We start from the raw sequence: 24507 nt of genomic DNA on the forward strand, positions 1-24507 counted from the left end.
GCGCCATACGCGTCGCTCGCGGACATCGCGCGTCGCTTACATCGGGAAGCCCATCGCCTTGATCCCGTTTATCCACGCGCGCTTCCAGCCGCCTTCGGCATCCGCGCCATCGAACGCGTGGAACGTGATCTTGGCGGCGACCCAGCGCATCGGCTCGGGCGGGATGTAGCTCGGGCTCTGGTTCGCGATGTCGAGCTTGCGTTCCGGGCTGTCGCGATCGAACAGGATGTTCAGCCCCATGAACGCGCCGAACCGGCTCGCCGCGACGCCGAAACCCGTGTAGCCGGCGACGAACACGGCCTTGTCGCCGAGGTAGCGCTTCGCGAACACCGAGCCGCGCGAGCAGTAGTCGATCGGGCCGCCCCACGCGTGCGAGAAGCGCACGTCGGCAAGCTGCGGGAACGTGCGATGGAACGCCTCCGCGAGCCGGTAGTAGGTTTCGCGCTCGCCGTCCTGGTGCGGCTCGGGATCGCCGTCGAAGTGATAGCTGACCAGCCCGCCGAAGATGATGTTGTTGTTCTTCGTCAGCCGGAAATAGTTCAGCTGTGTGCGCGTGTCGTACACGCCCTGGCGATTCTTCCAGCCGATCCGCGCGAGCTGTTCGTCGGTGAGCGGCTCGGTCGCGAGCACGTGGTCGCGCACCTGCATCACGCGGCGGTTGATGTCGGGAATGCCGACCTTCGCCGTGCCGCTGCCGAACACGACGCGCGGCGCGCGCACGCTGCCCTTCGGCGTCTTCACGTACACCGTGCCGCCTTCGTCCGTCACCTTGGTGAGCGGTGTGTGTTCGTACAGCTTCACGCCGAGCGACAGCGCCGCGCGCTTGAGCCCCCACGCGAGCTTCGCCGGATGCACGATGCCGCTGCGGTTGCGCGACCACAGCGCGCCCGCGAACAGCGGCGAGTTCAGCTGTTCGAGCGTTTCGTCGCGGTTCAGCAGCACGACGTCGTGTCCGTATTCGCGATGCAGGTCGTAATCGCCCTTCAGATGCGCGAGGTGCTCGGGATCGACCGCCACCGTCATCTCGCCGTTCCACTCGATGTCGGCGTCGATGTCGTAGCGCTTCAGCGTTTCCTCGAAGCCGTCGAGGTTGCGATGGCCGAAAGCCTCGAGCTGCGCGATGTCGTTCGGGAATACGCGCACCGCGTTCGGCAGCCCGTGCATCACCGACGTCGAGATGATCCCGCCCGCGCGGCCCGATGCGCCATGCGCGACCTTGCCGGCCTCGATCAGCACCACGTTCAGGTGCGGCATCTGCTCCTTCGCCTGCACGGCCGCCCACAGCCCCGTGAAGCCGCCGCCGACGATCAGCAGGTCGGCCGTCGCGTCGCCGACGAGTTCCGGCTCGGTGGCCGGTGCGGCCGGGTTGTCGAGCCAGTACGGGAACAGCTTCGTATGCGCGAGCGCCTCGGCGGCGCTCAGTGCGACCGGTGCGCGACGCAAGGCGTGTGCGTGCGCGTGCGCCGGTGCGGCCCGTGTTGCTTCGTTGACTTCCATTTCCATGATCCCAGCCATTCCACGTGATCGCGGCCCGCGCATGTCGAGCGTGCGCGGCGTGCCGCATTCGCCGATTTCGCCGATCGCATCGATTCCGCCGATGGCGACGTGCGGCGCATGCACCGCAAGTCGCGATGCGTCCTGTCGGCAAAAGCGCGACGGACTTCGCTTGCGGTCGATCGAAAACGCAACCGCCGGCGGGCCCGCGTCAATCCGACGACGACACCCGGGCGGCGGTCGCTCGCATCACGACTTCTCGAGCAGCACGTAGAACTTCTTCGCGTCCTCGATCGTCTCCCAACGGCCCGCGAAACCGGCCGGCAGCAGGTAGCCCTGGCCCGGCGCGAATTCCTTCCGGTTGCCTTCCACGTCGGTCAGCGCGATCCGGCCCTCGACGAGCCACACCGCCTCGTCCGCCGCCGTTTCCGGAAACTCCACCGAGCCGACCTTGCCTTCCCACCAGCCGATGAGGTAGCTGCCGCTCTTGCCTTCGGCCGCGCGCCAGTCGCTTTCGTCCATCCCGAAGTCGAGCTTCGTGAATTCGCCAATGCCTGCGCCGAGCGGCAGGATGTCCTTGATCAGTTTGGTCATCTGAATCTTTCGTCTCTGAATTGAAAAGCAGAGACAAAGTTACTCATTTACACTGCCCCGGTATGCCCCCCTTCGGGGGGGACAAGTCGCGTTTTCCGCGGTGCGCAAGGTCGCAGGACGCCATACCGCATTTCCCCCTAATGACGTTTCGGACTTCGGACGCTAAAATCGCCGCCGCTTTTCACCGGGGAACCGCATGCTGCTCAACGTGAACCCCTCAGACCGCGACACCGACCGCTTCGTCGTGTCGTTCAAGGCGCTGGGCGAGCTGATCGAAACGGTCGGCACGCCGCACTTCGTGCCGCGCCTCACGCAATTGCTGAACGACGTGGTACCGCTCGACGTGGCGCACGTCGAACGTTCGCGCGTCGACGGCACGATGCCCACCGGCTACCGCTGCGAATGGATCGGCAGCAGCGGCATCGGCACCGCGACCGCCGAGATCTCCGACGTGATGACGCTCTACTACGAGCGCTTTCTCGACAGCGACCCGCTGTTCGCGGGGCTGCGCGGCAAGACGGGCACGATGCTGGTCGTGCGCGATATCGCGGCGATTCCGCCCGGCGAATTCCGCCAGCGGCTGTTCGACGACGTGCGTATCGGCCACGAATGCGTGCTCGCGCGCGGCACCCGCTACGCGCAGCTTTCGATCGCGCTGGAACGCGGCCGTGATCGCCCGCCGTTCACGCTCGCCGAGATGAACCGCTTTCGCAACGTCAGCGACGTGCTGTTCCCGCTGCTCGAGTTGCACGCGTCGACCACCGCCGCGCGGCGCGTCGCGCATCCGACACCCGAAGTGCATCCGCTCGCGCAGTTCGATGCGCGGATCGCGGCCGACGGCGTGAAGCTGTCGAAGCGCGAATACGAAACCTGCAAGCATCTGATCTCCGGCAAGACCGTGCCGGAAACCGCCGACATCCTCGGCGTGCGGGTCGCGTCGGCCGAGTCGTACGTGAAGCGCGCGTTCGCGAAGCTCGGTGTGCGTACGAAGCGCGAGCTTGCCGCATGGGGCTCGGCCGCGCCGGCGTTTCGCGCGGCCGCGGCGCACGACGGCGACGGCGCGCCGCCGCCCGCGATCGCGCGCTGATCCGGTCCGACGCCGACCGTCCGCCGACGGTCACGCTGCGTCGATGCGGCGGCGCCACTCGCATCGAGCGCCGTCGATGTAAACGTTGCGACTTCAAGATCTTCGCGTGCGCGTTCTCCTCTACCATCGGCCGATCGCTTTTCACCAGAAAGAGGAGACGGCCCGATGCAACGCGAACTGAACCAACCCATGGGCGGCAACGAGATGCCGCGCTTTGGCGGCATCGCCACGATGATGCGCCTGCCGCAGGCCGACACGACCGACGGCCTCGACGTGTGCTTCGTCGGCGTGCCGCTGGACCTCGGCACGTCGAACCGCTCGGGCTCGCGCTTCGGCCCGCGCCAGATCCGCACCGAATCCGTGCTGCTTCGCCCGTACAACATGGCCACGCGCGCGGCACCGTTCGATTCGCTGCAGGTCGCCGACATCGGCGACGTCGCGACCAATCCGTACGACCTGAAGGATTCGGTGCGCCGCATCGAGGAAGCGTATGACGAGATCGTCGCGAACGGCTGCCGGCCGATCACGCTCGGCGGCGACCACACGATCGCATGGCCGATCCTGCGCGCGCTGCACAAGAAGTACGGCAAGGTCGCCGTGGTGCACGTCGACGCGCACGCGGACGTGAACGACACGATGTTCGGCGAGAAGATCGCGCACGGCACGCCGTTCCGCCGCGCGGTGGAGGACGGCCTGCTGCAATGCGACAAGGTCACGCAGATCGGCTTGCGCGGCACCGGCTACCACGCGGACGATTTCGACTGGTGCCGCCAGCAGGGCTTCACGGTCGTGCAGGCGGAGGATTGCTGGAACAAGTCGCTCGCGCCGCTGATGACGCAGGTGCGCGAACGCATCGGCGACACGCCGGTCTATCTCAGCTTCGACATCGACGGTCTCGATCCGTCGTTCGCACCCGGCACCGGGACACCGGAAATCGGCGGGCTGTCGGTGCAGCAGGGTCTCGAGATCATTCGCGGGATGAAGGGGCTGAACATCGTCGGCGCGGATCTCGTCGAAGTGTCGCCGCCGTATGATCCGACCGGCACCACCGCGCTCGTCGGCGCGAACCTCGCGTTCGAGATGCTCTGCGTGATGCCGGGCGTCGCCTGCCGCTAACCCGATCGACAGGAAAACCTTCATGTCCACCGCTGAGCTTTCCCCTGGCGCCACCGCCACCGTGCTGCCCGCCGCGCGCATCGCCGGCCGATCCGTGCGCACGCATTCCGCTGAAGCCGGCGCGCCGATCTTCAATGCGTCGACCGGCGAGACGATCGGCTGGCAGGAATTCGCGACGGCTGCGCACGTCGACGCCGCGGTCCGCGCCGCGCGCGACGCGTTCGCCGGCTGGCGCGACACGCCGCCCGCCGAGCGCGGCCGCCTGCTCGCGACGATCGCCGCGCGCGTCGACGCCAGCCGCGAACGCCTTGCGGCGCTGCAGATGCAGGTGAGCGGCAAGCCGCCGTTCGAGGCCGACGCCGACGTTTGCGACGTCGCCGCGACGTTCGCGTACTACGCGCAACTGTGCGAGAACCCTGCGCTGTTCGCGGCCGAGCCGGTCGCGCTGCCGAGCGACACCGTCGCGGCCGAACGCTTTCACGATGCGGTCGGCGTGGCCGCGCTGATCATGCCGTGGAATTTCCCGATGGTCACGACCGCGTGGAAGCTCGCGCCCGCGCTGGCGGCAGGCTGCACGGTCGTGATGAAGCCGTCCGAACTGACGTCGCCGACCGAGCACGCACTGCTCGACCTGATCGCCGAAGCCGGCGTGCCGGACGGCGTCGTCAACGTCGTCAACGGCGGCGCGGAAGTCGGCGCGGCGCTGACCGCGCATCCGCTGATCGACAAGATCTCGTTTACCGGCAGCACGGCCGCCGGCCGCAGGGTCATGCAGGCCGCGGCCGAAGACATGAAGCGCGTGACGCTCGAACTCGGCGGCAAGTCGTCGCTGATCGTGCGCGACGACGCCGATCTTGAGGTCGCGGTGTCGCTGGCGGTGGCCGGTGCGTTCACGAACGCGGGCCAGATGTGCTCGGCCACCGCGCGCATTCTCGTGCACGACAGCGTGTACCGCGGCTTCATGGCCGCGTTCGAGACGGCCGTTCGCGCGCTCGTCGTCGCACCGCCTTCCGCCGAACACGTCGCGATGGGGCCGCTGATCTCGGCCGCGCAGCGCACGCGTGTCGAGGCGATGCTCGAGCAAGGCATCGCGGCAGGCGCGCGCGTCGCGTTCAGCGGGTGCGTCGCCGAGGGGGGCAGCAACGGCTTCTTCATGGCGCCGGTCGTGGTCGCCGAACCGGCCGTCGACAACCTGCTGTGGACTGACGAGGTGTTCGGCCCGGTCGCGTGCGTGAAGTCGTTCCGCACCGACAACGAGGCGATCGCGCTCGCGAATGACACGCGCTACGGGCTCGTCGCGACCGTCGTGACGCGCGACGCGGAAATCGCGAAGCAGTTCCAGGCACGCGTGCGCGCCGGGCTCGTGTGGATCAACGCATCGCAGCTCATCTACCCGCACGTGTGCTGGGGCGGCTTCGGGCTCAGCGGGATCGGACGCGAACTCGGCGTGACGGGCCTGCGCAGCTACCAGGAACTGCGCCACGCGATGCGCGCGATCGATTGACCGGGGCGGCCGGCCGAAGCATGCGACGCACGCTTCCGATGGTGACGATGTCCGTGCGCGAATACGGCGTCGTCACGGTCGATGTGCCGCCGCTTCGGCCTCGGTATCGTGATACTCGATAAACGTCGCGATCTTCCCGCTTTCGATCGTGAGCAGATGCGCCCAGTCGTCTTCGTACGTGCGGCCGGTGGCATGGACATGCCAGCGTTGCGTGCCGAGCACGACGACCCGGTTGCCGCTGGCGATGAACTCGAGCGGCTCGAAGCGCTCCGCCGTCTGCGTCGACGCCAGCGCCGCGAAGAACGCCGCGACCTCCTGCGGCCCGTGTCTTCTGCCGACGAACGGAACGACGTCGGCCGGCCCCGGGATGAACCAGTCGATACTCTCGGAAAGCGTCTGCAGAATGCCGTCGATGTCGGCCCTGCCGAACGCCGCGTATGCCTGCTGCACGAGTTGCACATTGTCTGGTTCGCTCATCGCACCCTCCCGCCTTCATCGGTTCGCCGGTTCGCCGCGTCGCGGCGCGGAATTCGAGCCGCAGACAACTCAGCATAGTCGAACCGCGAGGCGGCACCCATGGGTGTTCTCCAGCAATCGGGCGGCGTGAATTCCGTATGAGCAGTCGACAGCGGGGCTAACCCGACGCCACGATGACGTGCGCCTGAATCTTGCCGACCACCGGCCCGTCGCCATGACGTTCGGCAATGGCCGCGGTTGCTCGATCCGTGGCGAGCTGAAGCAAGCCGGCATCGCGCGCGACGATTTCGTCGTGCAGCGGCGTTCCCAGGCAATACGCGGTGGCGACATCGCGTGCCGCCGTCGCGCGACTTGCCTTCTCGCGCGTCGCGATGTCGACGTCGGCGAAACCCGCGCGGCGCAGATCGTCCCGGATCAGGGCGACATCGTGATAGCCGTGCGGCGTGCGGGCGAGGAATCGCGGCGGGTCGTGCGGAAACAGCGCCGCGACGGCCTGGGTGACTTCATCGGCAAAGACGTTTTCCTCGATGCGGTCCCAGACACTGAAGACGAAACGCCCGCCCGGCCGCAGCACGCGCCGCGCCTCCGCGTAGCCGGCGACCCGGTCGGGAAAGAACATCGCACCGAACTGACAGCAGACGACCTCGAACGACGCGTCCTCGAACGGCAGCGCGAGTGCATCCGCCTGCCGCCATTCGATACGGCTGTCGGCCCCCTGTCTGGTGACGGCGTAGTCGAGCATCGGCTGGTTGAGGTCCGTCACGACGTAGCGCACGCCGGGGCCGAGCCGTGACGCAAGCGCCCGCGTGACCACGCCGCTGCCGGCGGCGGTCTCGAGCACCGAGCGAGGCGCGAAGGCGGCGACGAGCTCCGCCAGATCGGCCGCATATTCCGCGAAGATAAGCGGAACCATCAGCGTGTCGTAGAACGCGGGAATCGAGCCTGAAAACACCTTGTCGCGATCGGTCATCGCGCTCTCCCTGCAAACGTCGAGTGACGCGGTTGCGCGTCCGTTTCGGCATACGTCAGACCACGCCCTTGCGCGTTCGACATGCGCCGTCTCGGGCGGCCGCGCATGTCGAACGCGGAACAGGCTTCATACATGATAGGCGTTGAAAACGGCGTGCGGCGGCGACGGCGTGTTCGGCCCGAACTACGGCTCTGCGAAGGTCTACACGCTCGTCACGCCCGGCTACCTCGAGCGCTGCCCGAACGTCGGCCGCCTGCTGACCAACCTGAAATTCACGACCGACGAAGAAAACCAGCTGATGGTGCCGATCATGAATCACGCGGATCCGGACCAATCCCGATGCCAGGCTGTCGCATGGCGCCGGCACACGCGGATGGCCTGTCATGAAGTTGTTCTGATTCGGCGCTATTCTCCGCTGTTCATTTCATTTCTGGAGGTGCAATGAAAGCAGGAACAGGAACGACGCACGTCAATCGCTCAGGAATCCGACTCGAATCGAGTCGCGACAACCCCGCTCCGCGTGCCGGTAAGGAAAGTCATTTTCCGCACTGGCGCGGCGCTTTCGTGATCGCCCTCCTCTGCACGCTGGCCGGTTGCGGCGATGGCGATTCCGGCGCGACCGGCAACCTCGCCGCGAACCGCGCATCGGCATCGGGCCCGGCCGCCGCGCCTGTCCTGCATTGCGCCACGGCTTGCCACTGACGGGCACCTGCCCTTGTCCGGCGCGACTGCCATTGCAACGCGCGGCGTTTGAAGCGCGGCGGCGTCCGGCCAGTCCGTCCGGCCATTCATGACAGAGAGCGAACATGCAAAACAAATCCACGACACGACGTCAGTTCCTGGCCGATGCGCTGAAGCTCGCGGGCGCCACGGCAGTCACCGGCATGCTGCCCGAGAGCATCCTGCGCGCGCAGTCGATTCCGGCGGCAACCGTCACCGGCACGATCCAGGACGTGAAGCACGTCGTGATCCTGATGCAGGAAAACAGGTCGTTCGACCACTACCTCGGCACGCTGCGCAGCGCGCGCGGCTTCGGCGATCCGCGCCCCGTCGTGATCTCGAGCGGGTATCCGGTCTGGCGCCAGCCGTGGCTGCTGTCGTACGTGTTTCCGTTCAACCCGTCGCCGCCGCCCGGCAGCGCGAATGGCGACACCTATTACGGAGACCTCGACCACAGCTGGAACGGCACGCACGGCGCATGGAACAACGGCCGCTACGACAATTGGGCCGGCGCGAAGACCAGCGGCACGATGTACTACTTCACGCAGAACGACATCCCGTTCTATTACGCGCTGGCGAGCGCCTTCACCGTGTGCGACAGCTACCACTGCTCGATGCTCGGGCCGACCGACCCGAACCGCCTGTATCTGTGGACCGGTTGCTGCGGCAACGTGCCCGGCTACACGCCGTACACGACCAACACGATGACCGGCACCGGCTGGACCACGATGCCGGAACGGCTGAATGAAGCCGGCGTCACGTGGAAGTTCTATCAGGACAAGGGCAACGGGCTCGATGCCGCTCACGGTTACGGCGAATACAACGGCTCCAGCAAGGATCTCTGGTGGAACGGCAACTACGGTGACAACGTCATCCTCAACTTCAGGCAATACCAGAACCTCGGCGCGAATGATCCGCTCGCACCGGCGCTCAACGGCACGCAAATCGACCCGACGGGTGGCGGCACCGAATACGACACGCGCCTGTTCAGCCAGTTACAGGCCGACGTCGCGAACGACACGCTGCCGCAGGTATCGTGGATCGCCGCGCCCTACGCGTACTGCGAACATCCATCGTGGGCCGCGAGCGGCGGCGAATGGTATGTGAGCAACGTCCTCAACGTGCTGACGTCGAATCCGAAGGTCTGGGCCAGCACGGTGCTGCTCGTGATGTACGACGAGAACGACGGCCTGTTCGATCACGTGCCGCCCGCCGTGCCATCCAGCGCATACGCGGGCACCGGCCTGTCGACGGTCTCGACCGCGGCCGAATTCGTCGGCAGCAGCGGCGCGGCGTCCGACGGTTCGGCCAACGGCGACGTGCCGATCGGCCTCGGCCCGCGTGTGCCGATGTTCGTGATCTCGCCGTGGTCGAAAGGCGGCAAGGTCAACTCGCAGGTGTTCGATCACACGTCGGTGATCCGCTTTCTGGAAACGCGCTTCGGGCTGCAGGAAACGAACATCACGCCGTGGCGGCGCACCGTGTGCGGCGATCTCACGTCGGCGTTCGACTTCACGAATCCCGACCAGACGGTGCCCGCGATCCCGAGCCCGGCCAGCCACATGGACCCGAACGGCTGGACGGTCATCATCCCGCCGGCAACCACCACGGCGGTGCCGGCACAAACGACCGGCCGCAATGCGGCATGCCGGCTGCCGTACGAGTTTTTCGTGCAGGGCAAGGTCAACCGGTCCGGCAAGACGCTCGCGCTGACGATGACCAATACCGGCACGGCTGGCGTGCATCTGCAGGCGTGGGTCGACGGCACCAGCACGATCCCGCGGCAATACACGATCGGCGCCGGCGCGAACGCGTGCACGACCCTGTCCGATTCGCTCGCGCTGAATTCGGCCGGCGGCTACGACTATTCGGTCTACGGGCCGAACGGATTCCTGCAGACGTTCCGTGGCAACGTCGGTGCGTCGGGAAATGCCGGTTCGTCGGCCGAAGTGAGCCTCTGTTATGACGTGCAGAACGGCAACGTGCAGATCACGCTCGACAACACCGCCGGATCGAGGCCGACGACGTTCCAGCTCGTCGACAACGCGTACGGCATGAACACGCCGCAGTCGATCAGCGTGCCGGCCGGCGCGACGCAGGCCGTCACGTGGTACGGCGACGCAGGCTGGTACGACGCGAGCATCCGCGACGCGAACGATCCGAACTTCCTGCGCCGCGTGGCCGGCTGCGTGCAGGCGCAAGCGGGCGCGCTGCTGACCGATTCGGCGATTGGCAACACGAACGGGAAGTTCGTGCCCGCGCTGTCGTCGCAGGGGTCGTCGTATGGCACGCTGCGGTTCGACTACGTCGTGCCGCCTTGGCGCCACAGCCCGAAGAACTGGGTCGGCATCTACCCGCGCGGCGCGCAGCCGACCAAGGGCGGCTACAAGTCGTGGGCGTATCTGCCGAAGAGCACGGGCTCGCTGCTCTTCTCGTCCACGGCGAACAGCGCGCTGGCGTCGGGCCAGTACGATGCGTGGTTCCTCTTCGACGACGGCTACACGCCGCTGGCGGGCCCGGTCGCGATCAGCATCTGACGAGCAGCCGGCGACGCGCGCTCACGGCGCGCGTCGCTCGGCTGGGGCTCGCATCAGCCCGTCTTCGTCGAGCGCGCCGAACGGCCGTGTCGGATGCGCGTTTTCGGATTTCCATGATCCACGGCCCGGTGGCCGGAGCACTGTCGAAATCGCCAAGATTGCGGGCCTTGTCGATCGCGTGCGGAAAATCGCGGACGCGATGCCCCGTATCGGCGATCGTGTCGACGGCCTGTCAGGTCATCGTTCTTGCATGCCGCATCACGTCGAGCGAAAACGCTTCGCCGACGGCTTCCCGCTGCGTCGAATTCAACATGGTGCTCCCGTGCCGGTGAATGTGGCTCGGTGCGGTCGATCGTCGTTTCGATACGCACCACCGACTATCTCGCGTTCGTGCCGAAGCATGGTGTGGTTGCATACCCGTTCCAGGTGCGGCGCCGCCGCCGATATCCCGCATAATCGAGCGTTGAACCGCGCCGCGAAGGGAAGCATTGTGCGAGCGCAGCAATTCGAATCAGGAACGGGCGCGATCCGGCTCGCCGCAAGGCGGCGGCGCTCGCCCCGGGGGAATACCCGGCAATCCCGCTGAAGACAGGACACCGACACATGGACCGAGCCGAGCACATCAGCATCGAACAGGCGGTCGATTTGCCCGCCGACGAACTGAACGGATGCGACTTTTCGTTCGAGATCGCGTGGGAGCTGAATGCGCCGTACCAGGATCTGCTCGATTTGCGCGCGCTGCCCGTGCGGCGCAAGGACTACGGATTCGACCCGGCCGGCTGGGCGCGCGAGGCGTCCGGCGGCACCGCGCTGTTCCGCGCCAGCGCGGGCGGGCGCCTCGCGGGATTCGTCGCGATCACCGAAAGCTGGAACGGGATGGCCGAGATCGCGGAACTCGCGGTCGACCGCGGTTGCCGGCGGCAAGGAATCGGCCAGTTCCTGCTGGCGGCCGCGGAAGCATGGGCGCGCAACCGCGGGTTCGGCTTCATGCGGCTGGAAACGCAGGCGAACAACGTCGCGGCCTGCTGCACGTACGCGCGCGCCGGCTTCGTCATCGGCGGCCACGACCGCTTCCTGTACGCCGACGGCGCGAATGACGGGGAAGTCGCCCTCTTCTGGTACAAGGATCTGCGTGACGGGCAGTCCGCGAAGAGCCGGACGGTCGATCCGGAATCGATGCGGCCGCTGTCCTGACCGACGACCGGCCGCCGCACCGCCCCGGTCCTGCTTTCGCGTTACTTGCGCGTCGCGACGATGAACAGGCGCGGGAACGGCAGCAGCACGGTGCCGTCGTCGAGCAGCGGATAGCCGTGCGGACCAGCGAGCGCGTCACGATAGCGCGCGACGAATGCGTCGCGTTCGCTTTCGTCCAGCGCCGCGAGGAACGGCCGCAGCGCGCTGCCCTTGAACCATTCGACGACCGCATCGACCCCGCCGCGCAACGGATGGTAGTAAGTCGTGCGCCAGACATCCACCCGCGAACACAACGGCGACAGCAGCGCGTAGTAATACCGTGCGTCGAACCGCTCGGTGCGCGCCGCGCCCTTGAGCTTGTCCGCCCATCGCCCGGCCGCGGCGACCTCGCGCATCAGCCGGTGCGCGGGTTCGTCGAGGTTGTCGGGCATCTGCACCGCGAGATGGCCACCCGGCGCGAGCCGGCCGACGAGCGACGGAAACAGCGTGTCGTGCGCGGGCACCCATTGCAGCACCGCGTTCGACAGAATCAGGTCGTAGCCGCCCGGATCGTCCCAGGCCGAGACATCCGCGAGATCGAAACGCAACGCGGGCAAGCGCTTGCGCGCGGCCGCGATCATGTCCGGCGACGCGTCGATCCCGCGAACCGTCGCGTCGGGTGCGCGCGCGATCAGCGCTTCGGTCGAATTGCCGGGTCCGCAGCCGATGTCGATCGCGGTATGAATCCGCGTATCCGGCACCGCGGCCAACAGGTCGCGCACAGGCCGCGTGCGTTCGTCTTCGAATCGCACGTACTGGTTCGCGTATTGATCGAGTGGGGTCGTCACGGTATGCCTCCTGGTCGGCGTGAACGGCGTCGGAATAGCGACAGCCATCGATGCAGCGCATTCTGCGATCTCGCTGTTCTTCAGTAAAATGAATTTAATATCGTTATTGATTCATGTTTCTGATGAAAATCGATACGCTCGGTGTCCAGGCTTTCGTCGCGATCGCCGACGGCGGCAGCTTCAGGCAGGCGGCTGACACGCTGCACGTCACGCAAACGGCGATCACGCAACGGCTGCGCAAGCTCGAGTCGTTTCTCGGCGTCGCGCTGATCGAGCGCACGACACGCCGCACCACCCTCACCGAAATCGGCCGGCGTTTCCTGCCGCAGGCGCGCCGGCTGCTGAACGAGCTGTCGGATGCGCTGACCGAAATCCGCGAAACGGGCCTGAGCCAGCGCGGCGACGTGACGATCGCGTGCGTACCGACGGTCGGCGTCCAGTATCTCCCCCGTATTCTGCGTGCGTTCTCCGGGCACCGGCCGCACGATCGCGTGAAGATTCTCGACCACGCGTCGGCGTCGGTATTGCAGGCCGTGCTGCGCCGCGAAGCGGAATTCGGGATCAGCATCGCGGGCGACCAGCACCCCGAACTCGTCAGCGTGCCCCTCACGCATGATCCGTACGTGCTCGTCTGCCGCGACGATCACCCGCTCGCGAAGCGTCGGCGGATCCGCTGGGCCGCACTGCAACCGCATCCGCTGATCTTCGCTGGCGAAGTGAGCGGCAATCGCGGGCTGCTCGAAGGTGCGTTGAAGACGAGCGGCGTGACGCTGCATTCGTTCTACGAAGTGCAGCGCAGTTCGACCGCGCTCGGCCTCGTCGCCGAAGGCCTCGGCGCGGCCGTGGTGCCGAAGCTCGCGATCCAGAAGAACGCGTATCCGATGATCCGCACGATCGAGCTCGTCGAGCCGTCGGTGTCGCGCACGCTCGTGCTGGTCAAGCGCCGGGCCGCGCAGTTGTCGCCCGCAGCGCAGGCGCTGTACGACATGATTGTCGAGCGCGCGACGCCGGGCCGGTGACGTCAGGCAACGTCGTTCATAGCGTCTTGACCATGAACACGCGCGCCGCCCCTTCCGGTTCGCACGGCACTTCGCCGAACACCTCGTACCCGTGCTTCCGGTAGAAATCCGGCGCCTGGAACGTAATCGTGTACAGCACCGCGCGGGCACATCCGCGCCGCTTCGCCTCCGCTTCAGCCTCGCGCAGCAGCCGGCTGCCGAAGCCGCCGCCACGCAGCGATTCGGGCAGGTAAAAGAGGTCGACGAAGAAGAGACCGAGCGAGGTTCGGCCGGTGAGCCCGCCCAGGACCTCGCCGGTCGCGGGATCGGTCACGTAGACGTCGAGCGCCGCCGAGTCGCTGCGGCCCGTCATCGCGTGGTTGAATTCGCCGAGCTTGCGGCTGATGAAATCGCGGGCAGCCGGTTGTTCGGTGTCGGTGAGCTGAAGGGAAACGGCGGGATGCGCGGTCATGGAATGGAGACGTGCGTGAATGAGCCGCCGAACGTGCAGGGTTCGCGGCGGGCGTCGCACGACTATAGCGCGTTCGCCGACGGCGCGAGACTGTGCCGATCTTGACGACCATCCAAACGACGGGCACATCCGGCACCCGCCGTTTCGTGACGCCGGGAGCCCGCTCGAGCCGCCGCGAACGCCGCCTTCAAGTCGGCCACCCCGCACCGTTCGTGCGCGATCGGCATCTGGTTCACGACGTTCACGCCGATCGTCACCGCCGTGATGAACCGCGTCGCCGGCGCGTTCATCTCCGGATTCGGCTCTAGCCGCACGCGCGAGAACACGACCAGCGGCAGCGTCACCACGAAGCACTCAGCCAGCCGACTATGTCCCCATATACAAGCAGCCACCCGGATGCCGAAATGTTCCGATTTATCCGGTAGAATCGCCAACCGAGAGCATTCCTACGATAAATCCGGCGAGAGAGACGCCCACTCATCGTTCTCGATCCAAGAGGGCCACGACGATGAATTCACAAGAACTCGTTCGCGCAATCGGCGGCGGCTTGTTTCAACAAGGTCGCCTGCTCAGGCTCGATACACCGCTGGGCCAGAACGTGCTGCTGCCCCAGACAGTTCACGGCGCGTCGCGGCTCGGCCGCGAATTCACGATGACGGTCGATGCCGTCTCGACCCGCGACAACATCGAGCTGACGAAGCTGATCGCGCAGCCCGTCACGCTATGGGTCGAACAGCACGGCGACGCCTGCCTGCCGTGGCACGGCTACGTGCAGACCGCACGCCGGCTCGGCTTCGACGGCGGCATCACCGCATACCAGATCCGTTTCATGTCGTGGCTCGGCTTCCTGCGGTATCGCCGCGACCAGCGCATCTGGCAGGACCGCACTGCCGACGAAATCATTACCGACGTATTCAATCAGCATCCGCAAGCCGGCGGGATGTTCCGTTTTTCACTCTCCGCGCCGCTGCGAAACCGTTCGTTCTGCATGCAATTCGAGGACGACTGGAATTTTGTCCATCGCCTGCTCGAGGACGAAGGCTTGTTCGGCTATTTCGAGCAGGCCCCGGACGGCTCCCACCACACGCTGGTGATCACCGATTCGCTCCACTCGCTGCCCGCCGCGGTACCGTCGCGCGTGCCATTCCAGCGCGCGGCCGCCGGCGACGAGACCCAGGCGCTGATCCAGTGGTCAGGCACGCGCACACTGCAAAGCAGCCGTTACACGACGCGCACGTTCGACTACAAGTCGCCCGGCTCCGCGCTCAATCCGAAAGGCACCGACATCCCGGCCAGGCCGAACCAGGGCGACCTGCCGGACCAGGCCGAGGTCTACACGTACACGGGCGCCTATACATACGGCGCGCAAGGTGACGGCAACCGCCACTCGACCATCCGGATGGAAGAATGGGAATCGCGCGCGAAGCGGTTTCACGGGATCGGTGGCATGCGCGGCATCGACGCGGGCCGGGTGTTCGAACTGACCGACCATCCTGCCCATCCGCCCGCCGAACAGGACGGCAACCGGTTCGCCGTCGTCGAGACGGTCTGGTGGATCAGGAACAACATCCCGGCCACGCCGACGCATTTTCCGCACGGGCTGGCTGCGCAGTTCGACGCGATGAAGGCGCAGCTCGGCGACGCGGCCGGCGCGATGACCGTGCGCCACGCCGACGGCAGCGAGGGTTTCTATCTCGTCGAAATCGAAGCGCAGCGCCAGACGGTGCCGTTCCGCAGCCCGTTCGAGCATCCGAAACCCGAGATGCACCTGCAGACCGCGACCGTCGCGGGGCCGAAGGGCGAGGAAGTGCATACCGACGAACTGAACCGGATCAAGGTCCGGTTCCACTGGGATCGCCTGAACGAAGGCGACGAGCGCGCGTCGTGCTGGCTGCGCGTCGCGTCGTCGGACACGGGCGGCGGGTACGGCAGCGTGCACGTGCCGCGCATCGGCGAGGAAGTGGTCGTCGACTGGATGTCCGGCGACTGTGACCGGCCGATCGTCACGGCACGGCTCTACAACGGCGCGACCCAACCGCAGTGGCACTCGAACGGGCTGCTGTCCGGCTTCCGCTCGAAGGAATACGCGGGCAGCGGCTACAACCAGCTCGTGATGGACGACGCGACCGGGCAGAACCGCGCACAGCTCTACAGCAGCACCGCGAACAGCCTGCTGCATGTCGGCTATCTGATCGAACAGTCCGGCAACACGCGCGGCGCGTACGTCGGCAGCGGCTTCGACCTGAGGACCGATGCATACGGCGCCGTGCGCGCGAACCAGGGCCTGTACGTCACGACGCATCCGCAGACCGTGTCGAGCCAGCCGCTCGACGTGCGCGAGACGCAGCAACAGCTCGTCGGCGGCGAAAGCCTGCTCGAATCGCTGTCCGACGTGAGCGAGACGCATCAGGCCGACACGCTGAAACCCGGTCGCGACGCGCTGAAGACGTTCACCGACGCGACCCAGCAGAGCGTGCCCGGTACCGCATCGGGCGGACGCACGGCAGGCGGCGGCACGGGCAACGTGAACGCGTTCACGCAGCCCGTGATGCTGTTCGGCAGCCCGGCCGGCATCGGGATGGCCAGCCAGCAATCGCTGCAGATGGTTGCCGACCGGCATGTCAACGTCGTCAGCGGCCAGAACACCCACATCGCGGCGGGGAAATCGCTGGTCGCGAGCGTGATCTCGTCGATCAGCCTGTTCGCGCAGAACGCCGGGATGAAGCTGTTCGCCGGCAAGGGCAAGATCGAGATCCGCGCGCACGACGACGATGTCGAACTCACCGCGCAGAAAACCGTGAAGATCGTCGCCGCCACGGCGCAGATCGACCTCGCGTCAAAGCAGCCGATCCTGTTGACGTCCGGCGGCGCGTATATCCGCATCGGCAACGGCAACATCGAGATCCACGCGCCCGGCAAGGTGGATTTCAAGGGCGGCAACCACAGCTTCTCGGGCCCGGCCAGTACCGACTACCCACTGCCGCGCCTGCCCGAAGGCGTGTGTTCGGAATGCCGGCGCAGCGCTGCGAAAATGAAGTCCGCGTTGACGCCCCGCACATGAAATCCGCCGCCTCCATGAAACCGTTTCACGATCTGACGCGCGCGTTGCCGCTGCCGGCGCAGTGGCCACGCACGACCGCCGCACAGCGGCACGACGGCCTGCGCGACTGGCATCGCACGCGGCAAGCCGCTCACACGCGCCCGCTGGGCCTGCTGGCGCTCGTCGACGGCGCGCTGGACGACACGATGCTCGATGCGGCCCGAGCGCGGGGCGTCGCGTGGCAGTCGCTGTATCCCGCCACGATGCTCGAGGCGTCGCGGCCTGAAATCGGCCCGTTCCTGCTCGACCTGACCATAGACGACGACGCATCGCGCGCGACGATGCTCGACCTGTTGAACGCCGGCGGCGAGTCGGATCTCGTCGTCTGGCTCGCGACCGGCCATGCGTTGCCCGAGCTCGCCGCTTATCTGCACCCGCTTGCCGAGGCGACGTTGCCCGATACGCGCAAAGCGCTGCTGCGCTACTACGATCCGTCGATCCTCGAAATCCTCGTGCCGGTCCTGACGCCTGCGCACCGGCGCGAACTGCTGGCCGCATTCGTCGAGCTGCGTTACCGGTTCGATCCGTGGGAGGCGGTGGCGGGCGAGGAACATGGGCCGCTGCCCGCGCCCGCCGCGACGCCGATCGTGTTCACGGACGCGCAGTACGACGCGCTCGCGCGCGAAGGGTTCGCGGAAACGCTCTATTTCCAGTTGCGAGACGAATTCCTGCCGCCGATGTCGGCCGTGCCGGACCGCTGGGGCATTCGCTATGTGAAGGATCTGGTCGCGCGGGCGCGGGAGCGTTACGGGCTCGCGAACGAGAACGATCTCGCGTATTTCGTGCTGGTCGGGATGAACGTGCATCCGGCGTTCGACGTGCATCCGGCGATCGCCGAGGAGATTGCGGCGCGCGGGGACGATCCGCCGCCATTGTCGGACACCCTTGCGGCTGTCGATGCGGATGTGTGGACGGAGTTGCTGGATGGGCATCCGCTGGCGGATTATGCGGCCGAGCGGCAGCAGGCAATGACGGCGGCGGTGGATGCGCAGCCCGAAGCCGATTGAGTGGCGGGAGAGGCGGATGTTGAGGGGAATGCGTCGGGTGGTTCGCCGGGCGGCTGCGATAGGGATAGGGATCGCGATCGCTGACGGCTTTTGGGGTATGCAGGCACATGCCGAGCGCGACGGGCCGTATCGCGTCGCGGGTTTCAACTACACCGATCTGGATGTGTACAACTTCGTAGTCGACGGTTTCGGTGACGGCAGTGTGCACGCCCGTCAATTCGGCGGCGGTGGAGGCATGGCCTGTTGCATTGCCGTCCCGAAGCTGCCAACCAAACGCGACGGCTATATCGCGTTCCATTTCCTGCCCGACCGCAAGATCGAAGCCCAATGGGTCGAATACCCGACCGGTCCGCGCAACCCGAATACCACGAGCAACGCGTCGTCCACGACGAACTCAATGACTGGAACATCGACATGCTGAATTTTCTTCGCCGTCTCATTCGCAACCCGATCGCGATCGCCGTGATGCTGCTCGGTGGTGCGTGGTGGGTGCATGCGCAAACCACAGATTTCGGCCCGTACCGCGTCATCGGTTATAACTTCACCGATCGCAGTATCTACAGTTTCAAGATCGACGAATTTGGCGCAGGTAACGTGCGTGCGCACAAGCCAGGCGGTGGCGGTGGAACCGTATGCTGCATGGATGTACCTCGGGACAAGAAAACCTGGCACATCAAACTCAAGTACGAGCTGACTCAAGAACAATACAAAAACAACCTTCCCAACGACATCTTCGAGACGGACATTGCTATTCCGCCGCTTCCTGACAAGCACGGCGGATACATCGAATTCTATTTCTTGCCGAAACAGAAAATTGAAGCGCGATGGGCCGAACTGCCGACTGACCCTCACAATCCGAACTTGCAGTAACCGGGAGGAAAGCATGCCTAACGACACAATCCCCGCCCAGGGCGCCACGCCCGGGCGGCCAGCGTCATTACACAGCTTCCCGGTCCGCGCAACCCGAATACCACGAGCAACGCGTCGTCCACGACGAACTGAATGACGGGAACATCGACATGCTGAATTTTCTTCGCCGTCTCATTCGCAACCCGATCGTCGTCGCGGTGCTCCTGCTCGGCGGGGCGTGGTGGGTGCATGCGCAGACAACGAGCTACGGTCCTTATCGCGTTACGGGCTACAACTATACAGATCGAAGCATTGCGCTTTTCACGATCGATGGCTTCGGTGCCGGCGGTTCCAACGCACATGAATCCGGCGGAGGCGGAGGAACGGTATGTTGCATGAGCGTGCCACGAAACAGAAAGACATGGCATATCAAGATCGTCTACGAACTGACCCAGGAGCAGTACAAAAAAGATTTGCCGAACGACGTATACGAAACAGATATCCCGGTTCCCTCTTTGCCAAACAAACACGGCGGATACATCGAATTCTATTTCTTGCCGAAACAGAAAATTGAAGCGCGATGGGCCGAACTGCCGACTGACCCTCACAATCCGAACTTGCAGTAACCGGGAGGAAAGCATGCCTAACGACACAATCCCCGCCCAGGGCGCCACGCCCGGGCGGCCAGCGTCAGTACACAGCTTCCCGCCGAGCCTCCCAGCCCATGCTTTCGTTGCCACCAGGAAATCTATCAGTCCTTCTTCTTTGACGGCTTCGGACAGAGCCTCGACGACGATAACCCTTCGAATATCGCGCGCCTGTATAAGACCCACATGGAAAGCGACAATTCAACCGGAATCTATCGAACATACCATGCAGGCATGGGCCGTGATTTACCCAACCAGACGGTCGGCACGCTCAAGAAGGCTGCAAGCGATAGTGGTGCCGCTGCGGATGTGTGGACGGAGTTGCTGGATGGGCATCCGCTGGCGGATTATGCGGCCGAGCGGCAGCAGGCAATGACGGCGGCGGTGGAGGCATGGCCTGTTGCATGGAGGTGCCGCGCGACAAGAAAACCTGGCACCTCAAGGTCACATACGACCTGACGCCTGAAGAAGATGCCAGGAATCTGTCGCCGGAAATCTACGAGACGGACATTGCCGTTCCGAAGCTGCCAACCAAACGCGACGGCTATATCGAGTTCCATTTCCTGCCCGACCGCAAGATCGAAGCCCAATGGGTCGAATACCCGACCGGTCCGCGCAACCCGAATTCCACGAGCAACGCGTCGTCCACGACGAACTGAATGACAGGAACATCGACATGCTGAATTTTCTTCGCCGTCTCATTCGCAACCCGATCGTCGTCGCGGTGCTCCTGCTCGGCGGGGCGTGGTGGGTGCATGCGCAGACAGGAGGATACGGACCGTATCGGGTCATTAGCTATAACCACACGGATCGAAGCATCTACAGCTTTCAGATCGACGATTTCGGCGCAGGGGGATCATATGCGCACGAATCCCAAGGAGGCGGTGGCATCGTATGCTGCATGGATGTCCCTCGAGGGAAAAAGACCTGGCATATCAAGATCATCTATGACTTGACCAAAGAGCAGGCGCAAAAGAATGTGCCGAATGAGGTTTACGAAACCGACATTCCCGTTCCCCCTCTGCCAAACAAGCATGGCGGGTATATCGCATTTCATTTTCTGCCCGATCGAAAGATTGAGGCGCAGTGGGTCGAACGTCGAATCGAGTCAAACATCCCGAACGCAAACTAAGATAGCGAGCGCAGCATGTCGAACGAAACCAGTCCTGCCCAAAGCGCCAACTCAAGCCAATCCGATTCCGCCTCCGGTGCCTCCCGTGCATCGCGCGCAGCGAGCGTCAGCGCGCAGCTTCCCCCCGAACCGCCAAGCCCTTGCTTTCGCTGCCATCAGGACATCTACCAATCCTTCTTTTTTGATGGATTTGCGCAAGGGCTAAAGGATGTCGATCACCCGTCGAATATCCTTCGACTGTTCAATGCACATGAAGAAACAAACGATGAGCGCGGCATCTACAAGATGTACTACGACGGGATGGGCCGCGACCTTGCCAACCAGACGGTCGGCACCGGCAAGAAGGTGGCAAGCGACATCGCGTCCACCGCCGAGAAGATGGCGAGCGACAAGTTTCTGAAAGGGCCTGCCAAGGCCGTCGCCGACGATATCCGAAAACGGGCAATGAACGACGCCGGCGACAAAGGTCTACTGACCCGAGCCAGATCCGCGATTCTCGAAGGTACCGCTGCCGCTGGCACTACAGCGAAAAACAATATAAAAGACTCGTTTTCTCTGAAAAAACTGGGACCCGAACTGGTCTCGTCTGGTGTAAGCATCGCCGCGGACTCTTATCAGCCTGTCCGCGACAGCGAGTTCAGTGCCGGATATATGGGAACCGGCTTCGACATCCGTGTAAAGCAGGCGGTTGCTGACTTCAAGCAAAACGTACTGGATGCACGCGATTCCGATCCTCGTAAAATTCTGCGGATCCGCGTAGCGATCTTCGGCTACGATCGCGGTGGCACCATAGCCCGAAAATTTGCAAACGAACTGATCGGAAAGGTATGCAAGCAAGCGAACGGCCAGGTGACGTATGACGGGATTCCCGTGGAATTTGATTTCATGGGCCTCTTCGATTGCGTGTCGACGTCTTTCGCAGATTCGGTTTTTACCAAGGTAGTTTCCCCAGTGCTTGGCGTCATTCCAGGCGAAGGCAAAGCCGTCAGCTTCAGTATCAAGGGGCTTAGCATGTTCATTGGCTTGGCCAAACAGTCGCTCGGCGAGTACGACATACAGAAGGAATTCAAGTCGATCGTTCATCACGTCGCGGCGACAGAACTGCGCTTCTACAAGAATCTCGATTCGCCGAGAAAATCGTCCGATCACGCAAACCTGCTTGAAATCGTCTATCCCGGCAGTCAATCCGACGTTGGCGGAGGATTTCGCGAGGGAGAGGATAACAAGTCCGCCGAGTTGGCGCGTGTGTCGGCACGCAACATGCTCGATCGTGCGTGGGCGGCCGGCGTACCGTTTCTCCCGCTTTCACAGATGCGCGACAAACGCCCTACCGCGGCAAAGGAATTCGATTTCCAGAAAACCGTCAACGTCAACGGCAAGAATCTCACGGCTAATGACCTCTTCGCGGCCTACACCGCGATGCTGCCGAAATCGAGCGGCCCGCTCGAAACGCATTTTCTCGAGCACCAGAAGCTGTTCGTGTCATGGGCACGTTACGTCCACGATCGCACCGCGCACGAAAGCACCGGCAACAGCCTGTTCATCAACACCGTGGACGCCGACGTCTACAACGCGGTCTTCCCGCACGGCGGCGGCTTGCCAAACTATGAGGGCCGGGACTGGTACTACAAGAGCCAGGATCCGAATTCCAAAGTCCCGCAGTTCACCTTCGGCGAACGCCGGACAGTCGACGACATCTCGGACAAGACCGTGCGCGCATTGGCCACCGCATGGGTGCACCCGCCAAAACTGTCACCGGAAGTCATCGCGTTCTTCGACAACTTCGTACACAACACGATCACGCCATTCAACAACGTGTCGCTCGGCGACGGCGTATTCATGCAACTGCGCGAAATCGAGGAGAAAGGCTGGATCGCACGCCAGACCGACGCCGCGAAGGACTACGTGAAAAAAGTCCTCGGCAACGTATCGAAGAACATCAAGGATGCGCAGGACGAATACGTCAGGCAGGTCACGTCCGGCCAGATTCCGCACGGCGCGTCGATCGGCGACCTCTCCGGCGATTGAGCAGTACACACCACGCCGATCAGCAAGCCCGCCCGGCCGCACATGCGACCGGGCGCCAACCGCATCCGGCCCCGCGTCAGTTGTACCCGAGAATCGCCACCGCCGCGACGTCCGGCCGGTCGAGCGTATTCCCGACGAGCGACGTCATCGGCTCCTGCAGCACGGCCTGATACGAGGTCACGCGCGGCGCTTCCGGCGCGCCCGGCTCATCCGGTGCCGGTTCGTCGAACGCGGCATCGAAACCGCTGTAAAACCCCGGTTGCTTCTGCGAAAAAGTCATCTCCACTCCTTTACCTGTTTTATCTGTTTATGTTTTCGATGTTCTAACCAACTTGCTTCAATGCCGCCGACTGAACCGGCATGCCGTCGTGCGCCGCCTCCGATCGCGCCAGCTGCGCGCGCGTGCGCCGCGTGATGTGAATCACCGCGAACACGACCGGCGCTATCAGCAGGCCTTCCGCCAGTTCGGGATCGACCGGCAGATTCATCACGTGCAGGGCCTTGAACGCCGCGGTCGCGAGCGACAGCACGTAGTACGAAATGGCCGCCACCGACAGCCCTTCGACCGCGTGCTGCAAGTGAAGCTGATTGCGCGCGGTGCGCTCCATGCCGGCCAGCAAGCGCGTCACGTCCTTTTCCTGAGCAAGATTCACGCGCGTGCGCAGCAGGTCGACCGCTCGCGCGATCCGCGCGGCGATCTGCTCGTGACGCGCCCACACGCTGCGGCAGGTTTCCATCGCCGGCGCGAAGCGCCGCTCCATGAACTCGGCGATCGTCGGCATCCCTTCGATGCGTTCCTCGCGCAATTCGTGGATGCGCGCCAGCACGAGCTTTTCGTACGCACGCGACGCGCTGAAACGTGCGCCCGATCCCGACAGCGATTCGACCCGCACCGCGAGATGCGTGAGCTTCACGAGCAAGGCCGTGTCGTCGCCGTCGGCGCCGCTCGCGTCCATCCGCTGCATCAGCGCATGCAGCGCCGCGTGGATCTCGTCGAGCTCGCGGCTCATCCGCCGCGCGACCGGCAATGCGAGCAGCGCCATCATGCGGTACGTCTCGATTTCATACAGGCGCTGCAGCAGTCGGCCGCCCTGCTCCTCGCGAAAATCCTCGTCGACGACGAGAAAACGCATGAAGCCGTCGTCACGCACGTGCCAGTCGCAGTACACCTTGCCACCGCCGAGCACGTTGCTGCCGACGAGCGCGGGGCCGTCGATCCAGCGGCGCAGGTCGCCGCACACGAGCCGCGCGGCGTCGCCCGTCAGCAGCTCCATGCGCACCGCGACGAAGCGGATGCCCGCGAGCCGCGCGAACCACGCAGCCGGAATGCCTTCGATCGCGAGATCGTCGAAGTAGCCGGTGTCGCGACGCGGCGCGACGAACGTGAAGGTCGAGAATTCGGTGTGCCGCTCCCACTTCAGATGCCAGCCGCACGGCGACTGCACCGCATAGTGGGTCGCACCGTCCTGCGGCACGGCAATGCCGGTATCGCGACACAGCGCGTGCAGCAGCGTTTCGTGGATATCGGGCTGGCCGTCCGCGTAGATCGCGTAATGCGTGAGCGACACGGCTTCGGCGAGCCGCAGGAACGGCCGGGCATGCAATTCCGCGGCCAGCGCGGCGCGCAACGGATGATCCATCATTGGTACACCACTCTTCCTGTTCAACGCTGCGTGCCGGGCTCGCCGGCGTGTTGGCCGCACCGCATCGAACGATACGGCAGGCTCGATGCCACTATGGCAGACACACAGCGA

23 protein-coding genes and 1 pseudogene are annotated in these 24507 nt (G+C 64.8%); 15 read left to right on the top strand and 9 right to left on the bottom strand.

Annotation, left to right across the window (positions count from 1 at the left end):
* Window positions 1-36: 36 nt before the first annotated feature.
* Complete coding sequence (locus tag WS75_RS18740; RefSeq protein WP_059682050.1) at window positions 37-1503, bottom strand: NAD(P)/FAD-dependent oxidoreductase; 1467 nt, start codon at window positions 1501-1503, stop codon at window positions 37-39.
* Window positions 1504-1743: 240 nt separating this feature from the next.
* Window positions 1744-2088 carry a cupin domain-containing protein gene (locus WS75_RS18745; RefSeq protein ID WP_059681985.1) on the bottom strand — a complete coding sequence of 115 codons (345 nt, stop codon included), beginning with the start codon at window positions 2086-2088 and terminating at the stop codon, window positions 1744-1746.
* A 196-nt stretch (window positions 2089-2284) separates the two neighbouring features.
* On the opposite strand from WS75_RS18745, the gene WS75_RS18750 reads away from it, so the two are divergent.
* The 3 genes from WS75_RS18750 (at window position 2285) to WS75_RS18760 (ending at window position 5795) form a co-directional block, all read left to right on the top strand.
* On the top strand, window positions 2285-3175 hold the full coding sequence (locus tag WS75_RS18750; RefSeq protein WP_059681988.1) for a helix-turn-helix transcriptional regulator: 891 nt from the start codon (window positions 2285-2287) through the stop codon (window positions 3173-3175).
* Between the two features lie 165 nt (window positions 3176-3340).
* Entirely contained in the window at window positions 3341-4291 is a 951-nt protein-coding gene (speB, locus tag WS75_RS18755; protein ID WP_059681990.1) for an agmatinase, read from the top strand.
* 22 nt (window positions 4292-4313) lie between these two features.
* Window positions 4314-5795 carry an aldehyde dehydrogenase family protein gene (locus WS75_RS18760; RefSeq protein WP_059681993.1) on the top strand — a complete coding sequence of 494 codons (1482 nt, stop codon included), beginning with the start codon at window positions 4314-4316 and terminating at the stop codon, window positions 5793-5795.
* Window positions 5796-5867: 72 nt separating this feature from the next.
* Here WS75_RS18760 and WS75_RS18765 read toward each other — a convergent pair whose 3' ends face one another.
* On the bottom strand, window positions 5868-6272 hold the full coding sequence (locus WS75_RS18765; RefSeq protein WP_059681995.1) for a nuclear transport factor 2 family protein: 405 nt from the start codon (window positions 6270-6272) through the stop codon (window positions 5868-5870).
* 157 nt (window positions 6273-6429) lie between these two features.
* The gene (locus WS75_RS18770; protein WP_059681997.1) at window positions 6430-7242 is read right to left on the bottom strand and encodes a class I SAM-dependent methyltransferase; all 813 of its coding nucleotides are present in this window, start codon (window positions 7240-7242) and stop codon (window positions 6430-6432) included.
* 142 nt (window positions 7243-7384) lie between these two features.
* On the opposite strand from WS75_RS18770, the gene WS75_RS35110 reads away from it, so the two are divergent.
* The 3 genes from WS75_RS35110 to WS75_RS18785 all read left to right on the top strand — a co-directional run bounded on the left by WS75_RS35110 (window position 7385) and on the right by WS75_RS18785 (window position 11693).
* Window positions 7385-7687 carry a glycine betaine ABC transporter substrate-binding protein gene (locus tag WS75_RS35110; RefSeq protein WP_059681999.1) on the top strand — a complete coding sequence of 101 codons (303 nt, stop codon included), beginning with the start codon at window positions 7385-7387 and terminating at the stop codon, window positions 7685-7687.
* Between the two features lie 361 nt (window positions 7688-8048).
* The gene (locus WS75_RS18780) at window positions 8049-10499 is read left to right on the top strand and encodes a phosphocholine-specific phospholipase C (protein ID WP_059682002.1); all 2451 of its coding nucleotides are present in this window, start codon (window positions 8049-8051) and stop codon (window positions 10497-10499) included.
* A 603-nt stretch (window positions 10500-11102) separates the two neighbouring features.
* Window positions 11103-11693, top strand: coding sequence for a GNAT family N-acetyltransferase (locus WS75_RS18785; protein ID WP_059682004.1), 591 nt, complete (start codon window positions 11103-11105; stop codon window positions 11691-11693).
* Window positions 11694-11734: 41 nt separating this feature from the next.
* On the opposite strand, the gene tam is transcribed toward WS75_RS18785, so the two are convergent.
* The gene (gene tam, locus WS75_RS18790; RefSeq protein ID WP_059682006.1) at window positions 11735-12520 is read right to left on the bottom strand and encodes a trans-aconitate 2-methyltransferase; all 786 of its coding nucleotides are present in this window, start codon (window positions 12518-12520) and stop codon (window positions 11735-11737) included.
* Window positions 12521-12642: 122 nt separating this feature from the next.
* Here tam and WS75_RS18795 point away from each other — a divergent pair, with 122 nt between their 5' ends.
* The gene (locus tag WS75_RS18795; RefSeq protein ID WP_059682052.1) at window positions 12643-13539 is read left to right on the top strand and encodes a LysR family transcriptional regulator; all 897 of its coding nucleotides are present in this window, start codon (window positions 12643-12645) and stop codon (window positions 13537-13539) included.
* Window positions 13540-13555: 16 nt separating this feature from the next.
* On the opposite strand, the gene WS75_RS18800 is transcribed toward WS75_RS18795, so the two are convergent.
* Window positions 13556-13990, bottom strand: coding sequence for a GNAT family N-acetyltransferase (locus tag WS75_RS18800; RefSeq protein ID WP_059682009.1), 435 nt, complete (start codon window positions 13988-13990; stop codon window positions 13556-13558).
* A 62-nt stretch (window positions 13991-14052) separates the two neighbouring features.
* Window positions 14053-14331: pseudogene (locus tag WS75_RS34635) on the bottom strand (putrescine ABC transporter permease PotI); the annotation flags it as partial.
* Between the two features lie 167 nt (window positions 14332-14498).
* On the opposite strand from WS75_RS34635, the gene WS75_RS18810 reads away from it, so the two are divergent.
* The 8 genes from WS75_RS18810 (at window position 14499) to WS75_RS18845 (ending at window position 22753) form a co-directional block, all read left to right on the top strand.
* Window positions 14499-17051, top strand: a complete 2553-nt coding sequence (locus WS75_RS18810) for a type VI secretion system Vgr family protein (RefSeq protein ID WP_059682012.1) — start codon at window positions 14499-14501, stop codon at window positions 17049-17051.
* 14 nt (window positions 17052-17065) lie between these two features.
* Complete coding sequence (locus WS75_RS18815) at window positions 17066-18097, top strand: DUF4123 domain-containing protein (RefSeq protein ID WP_257129407.1); 1032 nt, start codon at window positions 17066-17068, stop codon at window positions 18095-18097.
* A gap of 16 nt (window positions 18098-18113) precedes the next feature.
* Complete coding sequence (locus WS75_RS18820; protein WP_082729653.1) at window positions 18114-18518, top strand: DUF3304 domain-containing protein; 405 nt, start codon at window positions 18114-18116, stop codon at window positions 18516-18518.
* Window positions 18512-18967, top strand: a complete 456-nt coding sequence (locus tag WS75_RS18825) for a DUF3304 domain-containing protein (protein WP_059682017.1) — start codon at window positions 18512-18514, stop codon at window positions 18965-18967. The genes WS75_RS18820 and WS75_RS18825 overlap by 7 nt, the downstream gene beginning before the upstream one ends.
* A gap of 149 nt (window positions 18968-19116) precedes the next feature.
* On the top strand, window positions 19117-19572 hold the full coding sequence (locus WS75_RS18830) for a DUF3304 domain-containing protein (protein WP_059682020.1): 456 nt from the start codon (window positions 19117-19119) through the stop codon (window positions 19570-19572).
* Between the two features lie 425 nt (window positions 19573-19997).
* Window positions 19998-20252, top strand: a complete 255-nt coding sequence (locus tag WS75_RS18835) for a hypothetical protein (RefSeq protein ID WP_306453407.1) — start codon at window positions 19998-20000, stop codon at window positions 20250-20252.
* A 17-nt stretch (window positions 20253-20269) separates the two neighbouring features.
* A complete protein-coding gene (locus WS75_RS18840; protein ID WP_059682024.1) occupies window positions 20270-20725 on the top strand; it encodes a DUF3304 domain-containing protein in 456 nt (151 codons plus the stop codon).
* A 15-nt stretch (window positions 20726-20740) separates the two neighbouring features.
* On the top strand, window positions 20741-22753 hold the full coding sequence (locus WS75_RS18845) for a phospholipase effector Tle1 domain-containing protein (RefSeq protein WP_059682027.1): 2013 nt from the start codon (window positions 20741-20743) through the stop codon (window positions 22751-22753).
* 76 nt (window positions 22754-22829) lie between these two features.
* Here the strand turns inward: WS75_RS18845 and WS75_RS18850 are convergent, their stop codons facing one another.
* Both WS75_RS18850 and WS75_RS18855 read right to left on the bottom strand, forming a co-directional pair.
* Entirely contained in the window at window positions 22830-23033 is a 204-nt protein-coding gene (locus WS75_RS18850) for a hypothetical protein (RefSeq protein WP_059682058.1), read from the bottom strand.
* Between the two features lie 43 nt (window positions 23034-23076).
* Window positions 23077-24396: a DUF3422 family protein gene (locus tag WS75_RS18855; protein WP_059682029.1), complete on the bottom strand. Its 1320-nt coding sequence runs from the start codon at window positions 24394-24396 to the stop codon at window positions 23077-23079.
* Between the last annotated feature and the right edge of the window lie 111 nt (window positions 24397-24507).

Origin of the sequence: Burkholderia sp. FL-7-2-10-S1-D7, from assembly GCF_001524185.1 — a bacterium.
GTDB classification, from domain to species: Bacteria; Pseudomonadota; Gammaproteobacteria; order Burkholderiales; family Burkholderiaceae; genus Burkholderia; species Burkholderia diffusa.

Excerpts from the sequence above, each read along its gene's own strand:
- WS75_RS18855 (WP_059682029.1), bottom strand. The coding sequence starts at position 24,396 with ATGATGGATCATCCGTTGCGCGCCGCGCTGGCCGCGGAATTGCATGCC.
- speB (WP_059681990.1), top strand. The coding sequence starts at position 3,341 with ATGCAACGCGAACTGAACCAACCCATGGGCGGCAACGAGATGCCGCGC.
- WS75_RS18825 (WP_059682017.1), top strand. The coding sequence starts at position 18,512 with ATGCTGAATTTTCTTCGCCGTCTCATTCGCAACCCGATCGCGATCGCC.
- WS75_RS18840 (WP_059682024.1), top strand. The coding sequence starts at position 20,270 with ATGCTGAATTTTCTTCGCCGTCTCATTCGCAACCCGATCGTCGTCGCG.
- WS75_RS18850 (WP_059682058.1), bottom strand. The coding sequence starts at position 23,033 with ATGACTTTTTCGCAGAAGCAACCGGGGTTTTACAGCGGTTTCGATGCC.
- WS75_RS18815 (WP_257129407.1), top strand. The coding sequence starts at position 17,066 with ATGAAACCGTTTCACGATCTGACGCGCGCGTTGCCGCTGCCGGCGCAG.
- WS75_RS18745 (WP_059681985.1), bottom strand. The coding sequence starts at position 2,088 with ATGACCAAACTGATCAAGGACATCCTGCCGCTCGGCGCAGGCATTGGC.
- WS75_RS18820 (WP_082729653.1), top strand. The coding sequence starts at position 18,114 with ATGTTGAGGGGAATGCGTCGGGTGGTTCGCCGGGCGGCTGCGATAGGG.
- WS75_RS18845 (WP_059682027.1), top strand. The coding sequence starts at position 20,741 with ATGTCGAACGAAACCAGTCCTGCCCAAAGCGCCAACTCAAGCCAATCC.
- WS75_RS18800 (WP_059682009.1), bottom strand. The coding sequence starts at position 13,990 with ATGACCGCGCATCCCGCCGTTTCCCTTCAGCTCACCGACACCGAACAA.
- WS75_RS18835 (WP_306453407.1), top strand. The coding sequence starts at position 19,998 with ATGGAGGTGCCGCGCGACAAGAAAACCTGGCACCTCAAGGTCACATAC.
- WS75_RS18740 (WP_059682050.1), bottom strand. The coding sequence starts at position 1,503 with ATGGAAATGGAAGTCAACGAAGCAACACGGGCCGCACCGGCGCACGCG.
- WS75_RS18760 (WP_059681993.1), top strand. The coding sequence starts at position 4,314 with ATGTCCACCGCTGAGCTTTCCCCTGGCGCCACCGCCACCGTGCTGCCC.
- WS75_RS18780 (WP_059682002.1), top strand. The coding sequence starts at position 8,049 with ATGCAAAACAAATCCACGACACGACGTCAGTTCCTGGCCGATGCGCTG.
- WS75_RS18770 (WP_059681997.1), bottom strand. The coding sequence starts at position 7,242 with ATGACCGATCGCGACAAGGTGTTTTCAGGCTCGATTCCCGCGTTCTAC.
- WS75_RS18830 (WP_059682020.1), top strand. The coding sequence starts at position 19,117 with ATGCTGAATTTTCTTCGCCGTCTCATTCGCAACCCGATCGTCGTCGCG.
- WS75_RS18785 (WP_059682004.1), top strand. The coding sequence starts at position 11,103 with ATGGACCGAGCCGAGCACATCAGCATCGAACAGGCGGTCGATTTGCCC.
- WS75_RS18765 (WP_059681995.1), bottom strand. The coding sequence starts at position 6,272 with ATGAGCGAACCAGACAATGTGCAACTCGTGCAGCAGGCATACGCGGCG.
- WS75_RS18750 (WP_059681988.1), top strand. The coding sequence starts at position 2,285 with ATGCTGCTCAACGTGAACCCCTCAGACCGCGACACCGACCGCTTCGTC.
- WS75_RS18810 (WP_059682012.1), top strand. The coding sequence starts at position 14,499 with ATGAATTCACAAGAACTCGTTCGCGCAATCGGCGGCGGCTTGTTTCAA.
- WS75_RS18795 (WP_059682052.1), top strand. The coding sequence starts at position 12,643 with ATGAAAATCGATACGCTCGGTGTCCAGGCTTTCGTCGCGATCGCCGAC.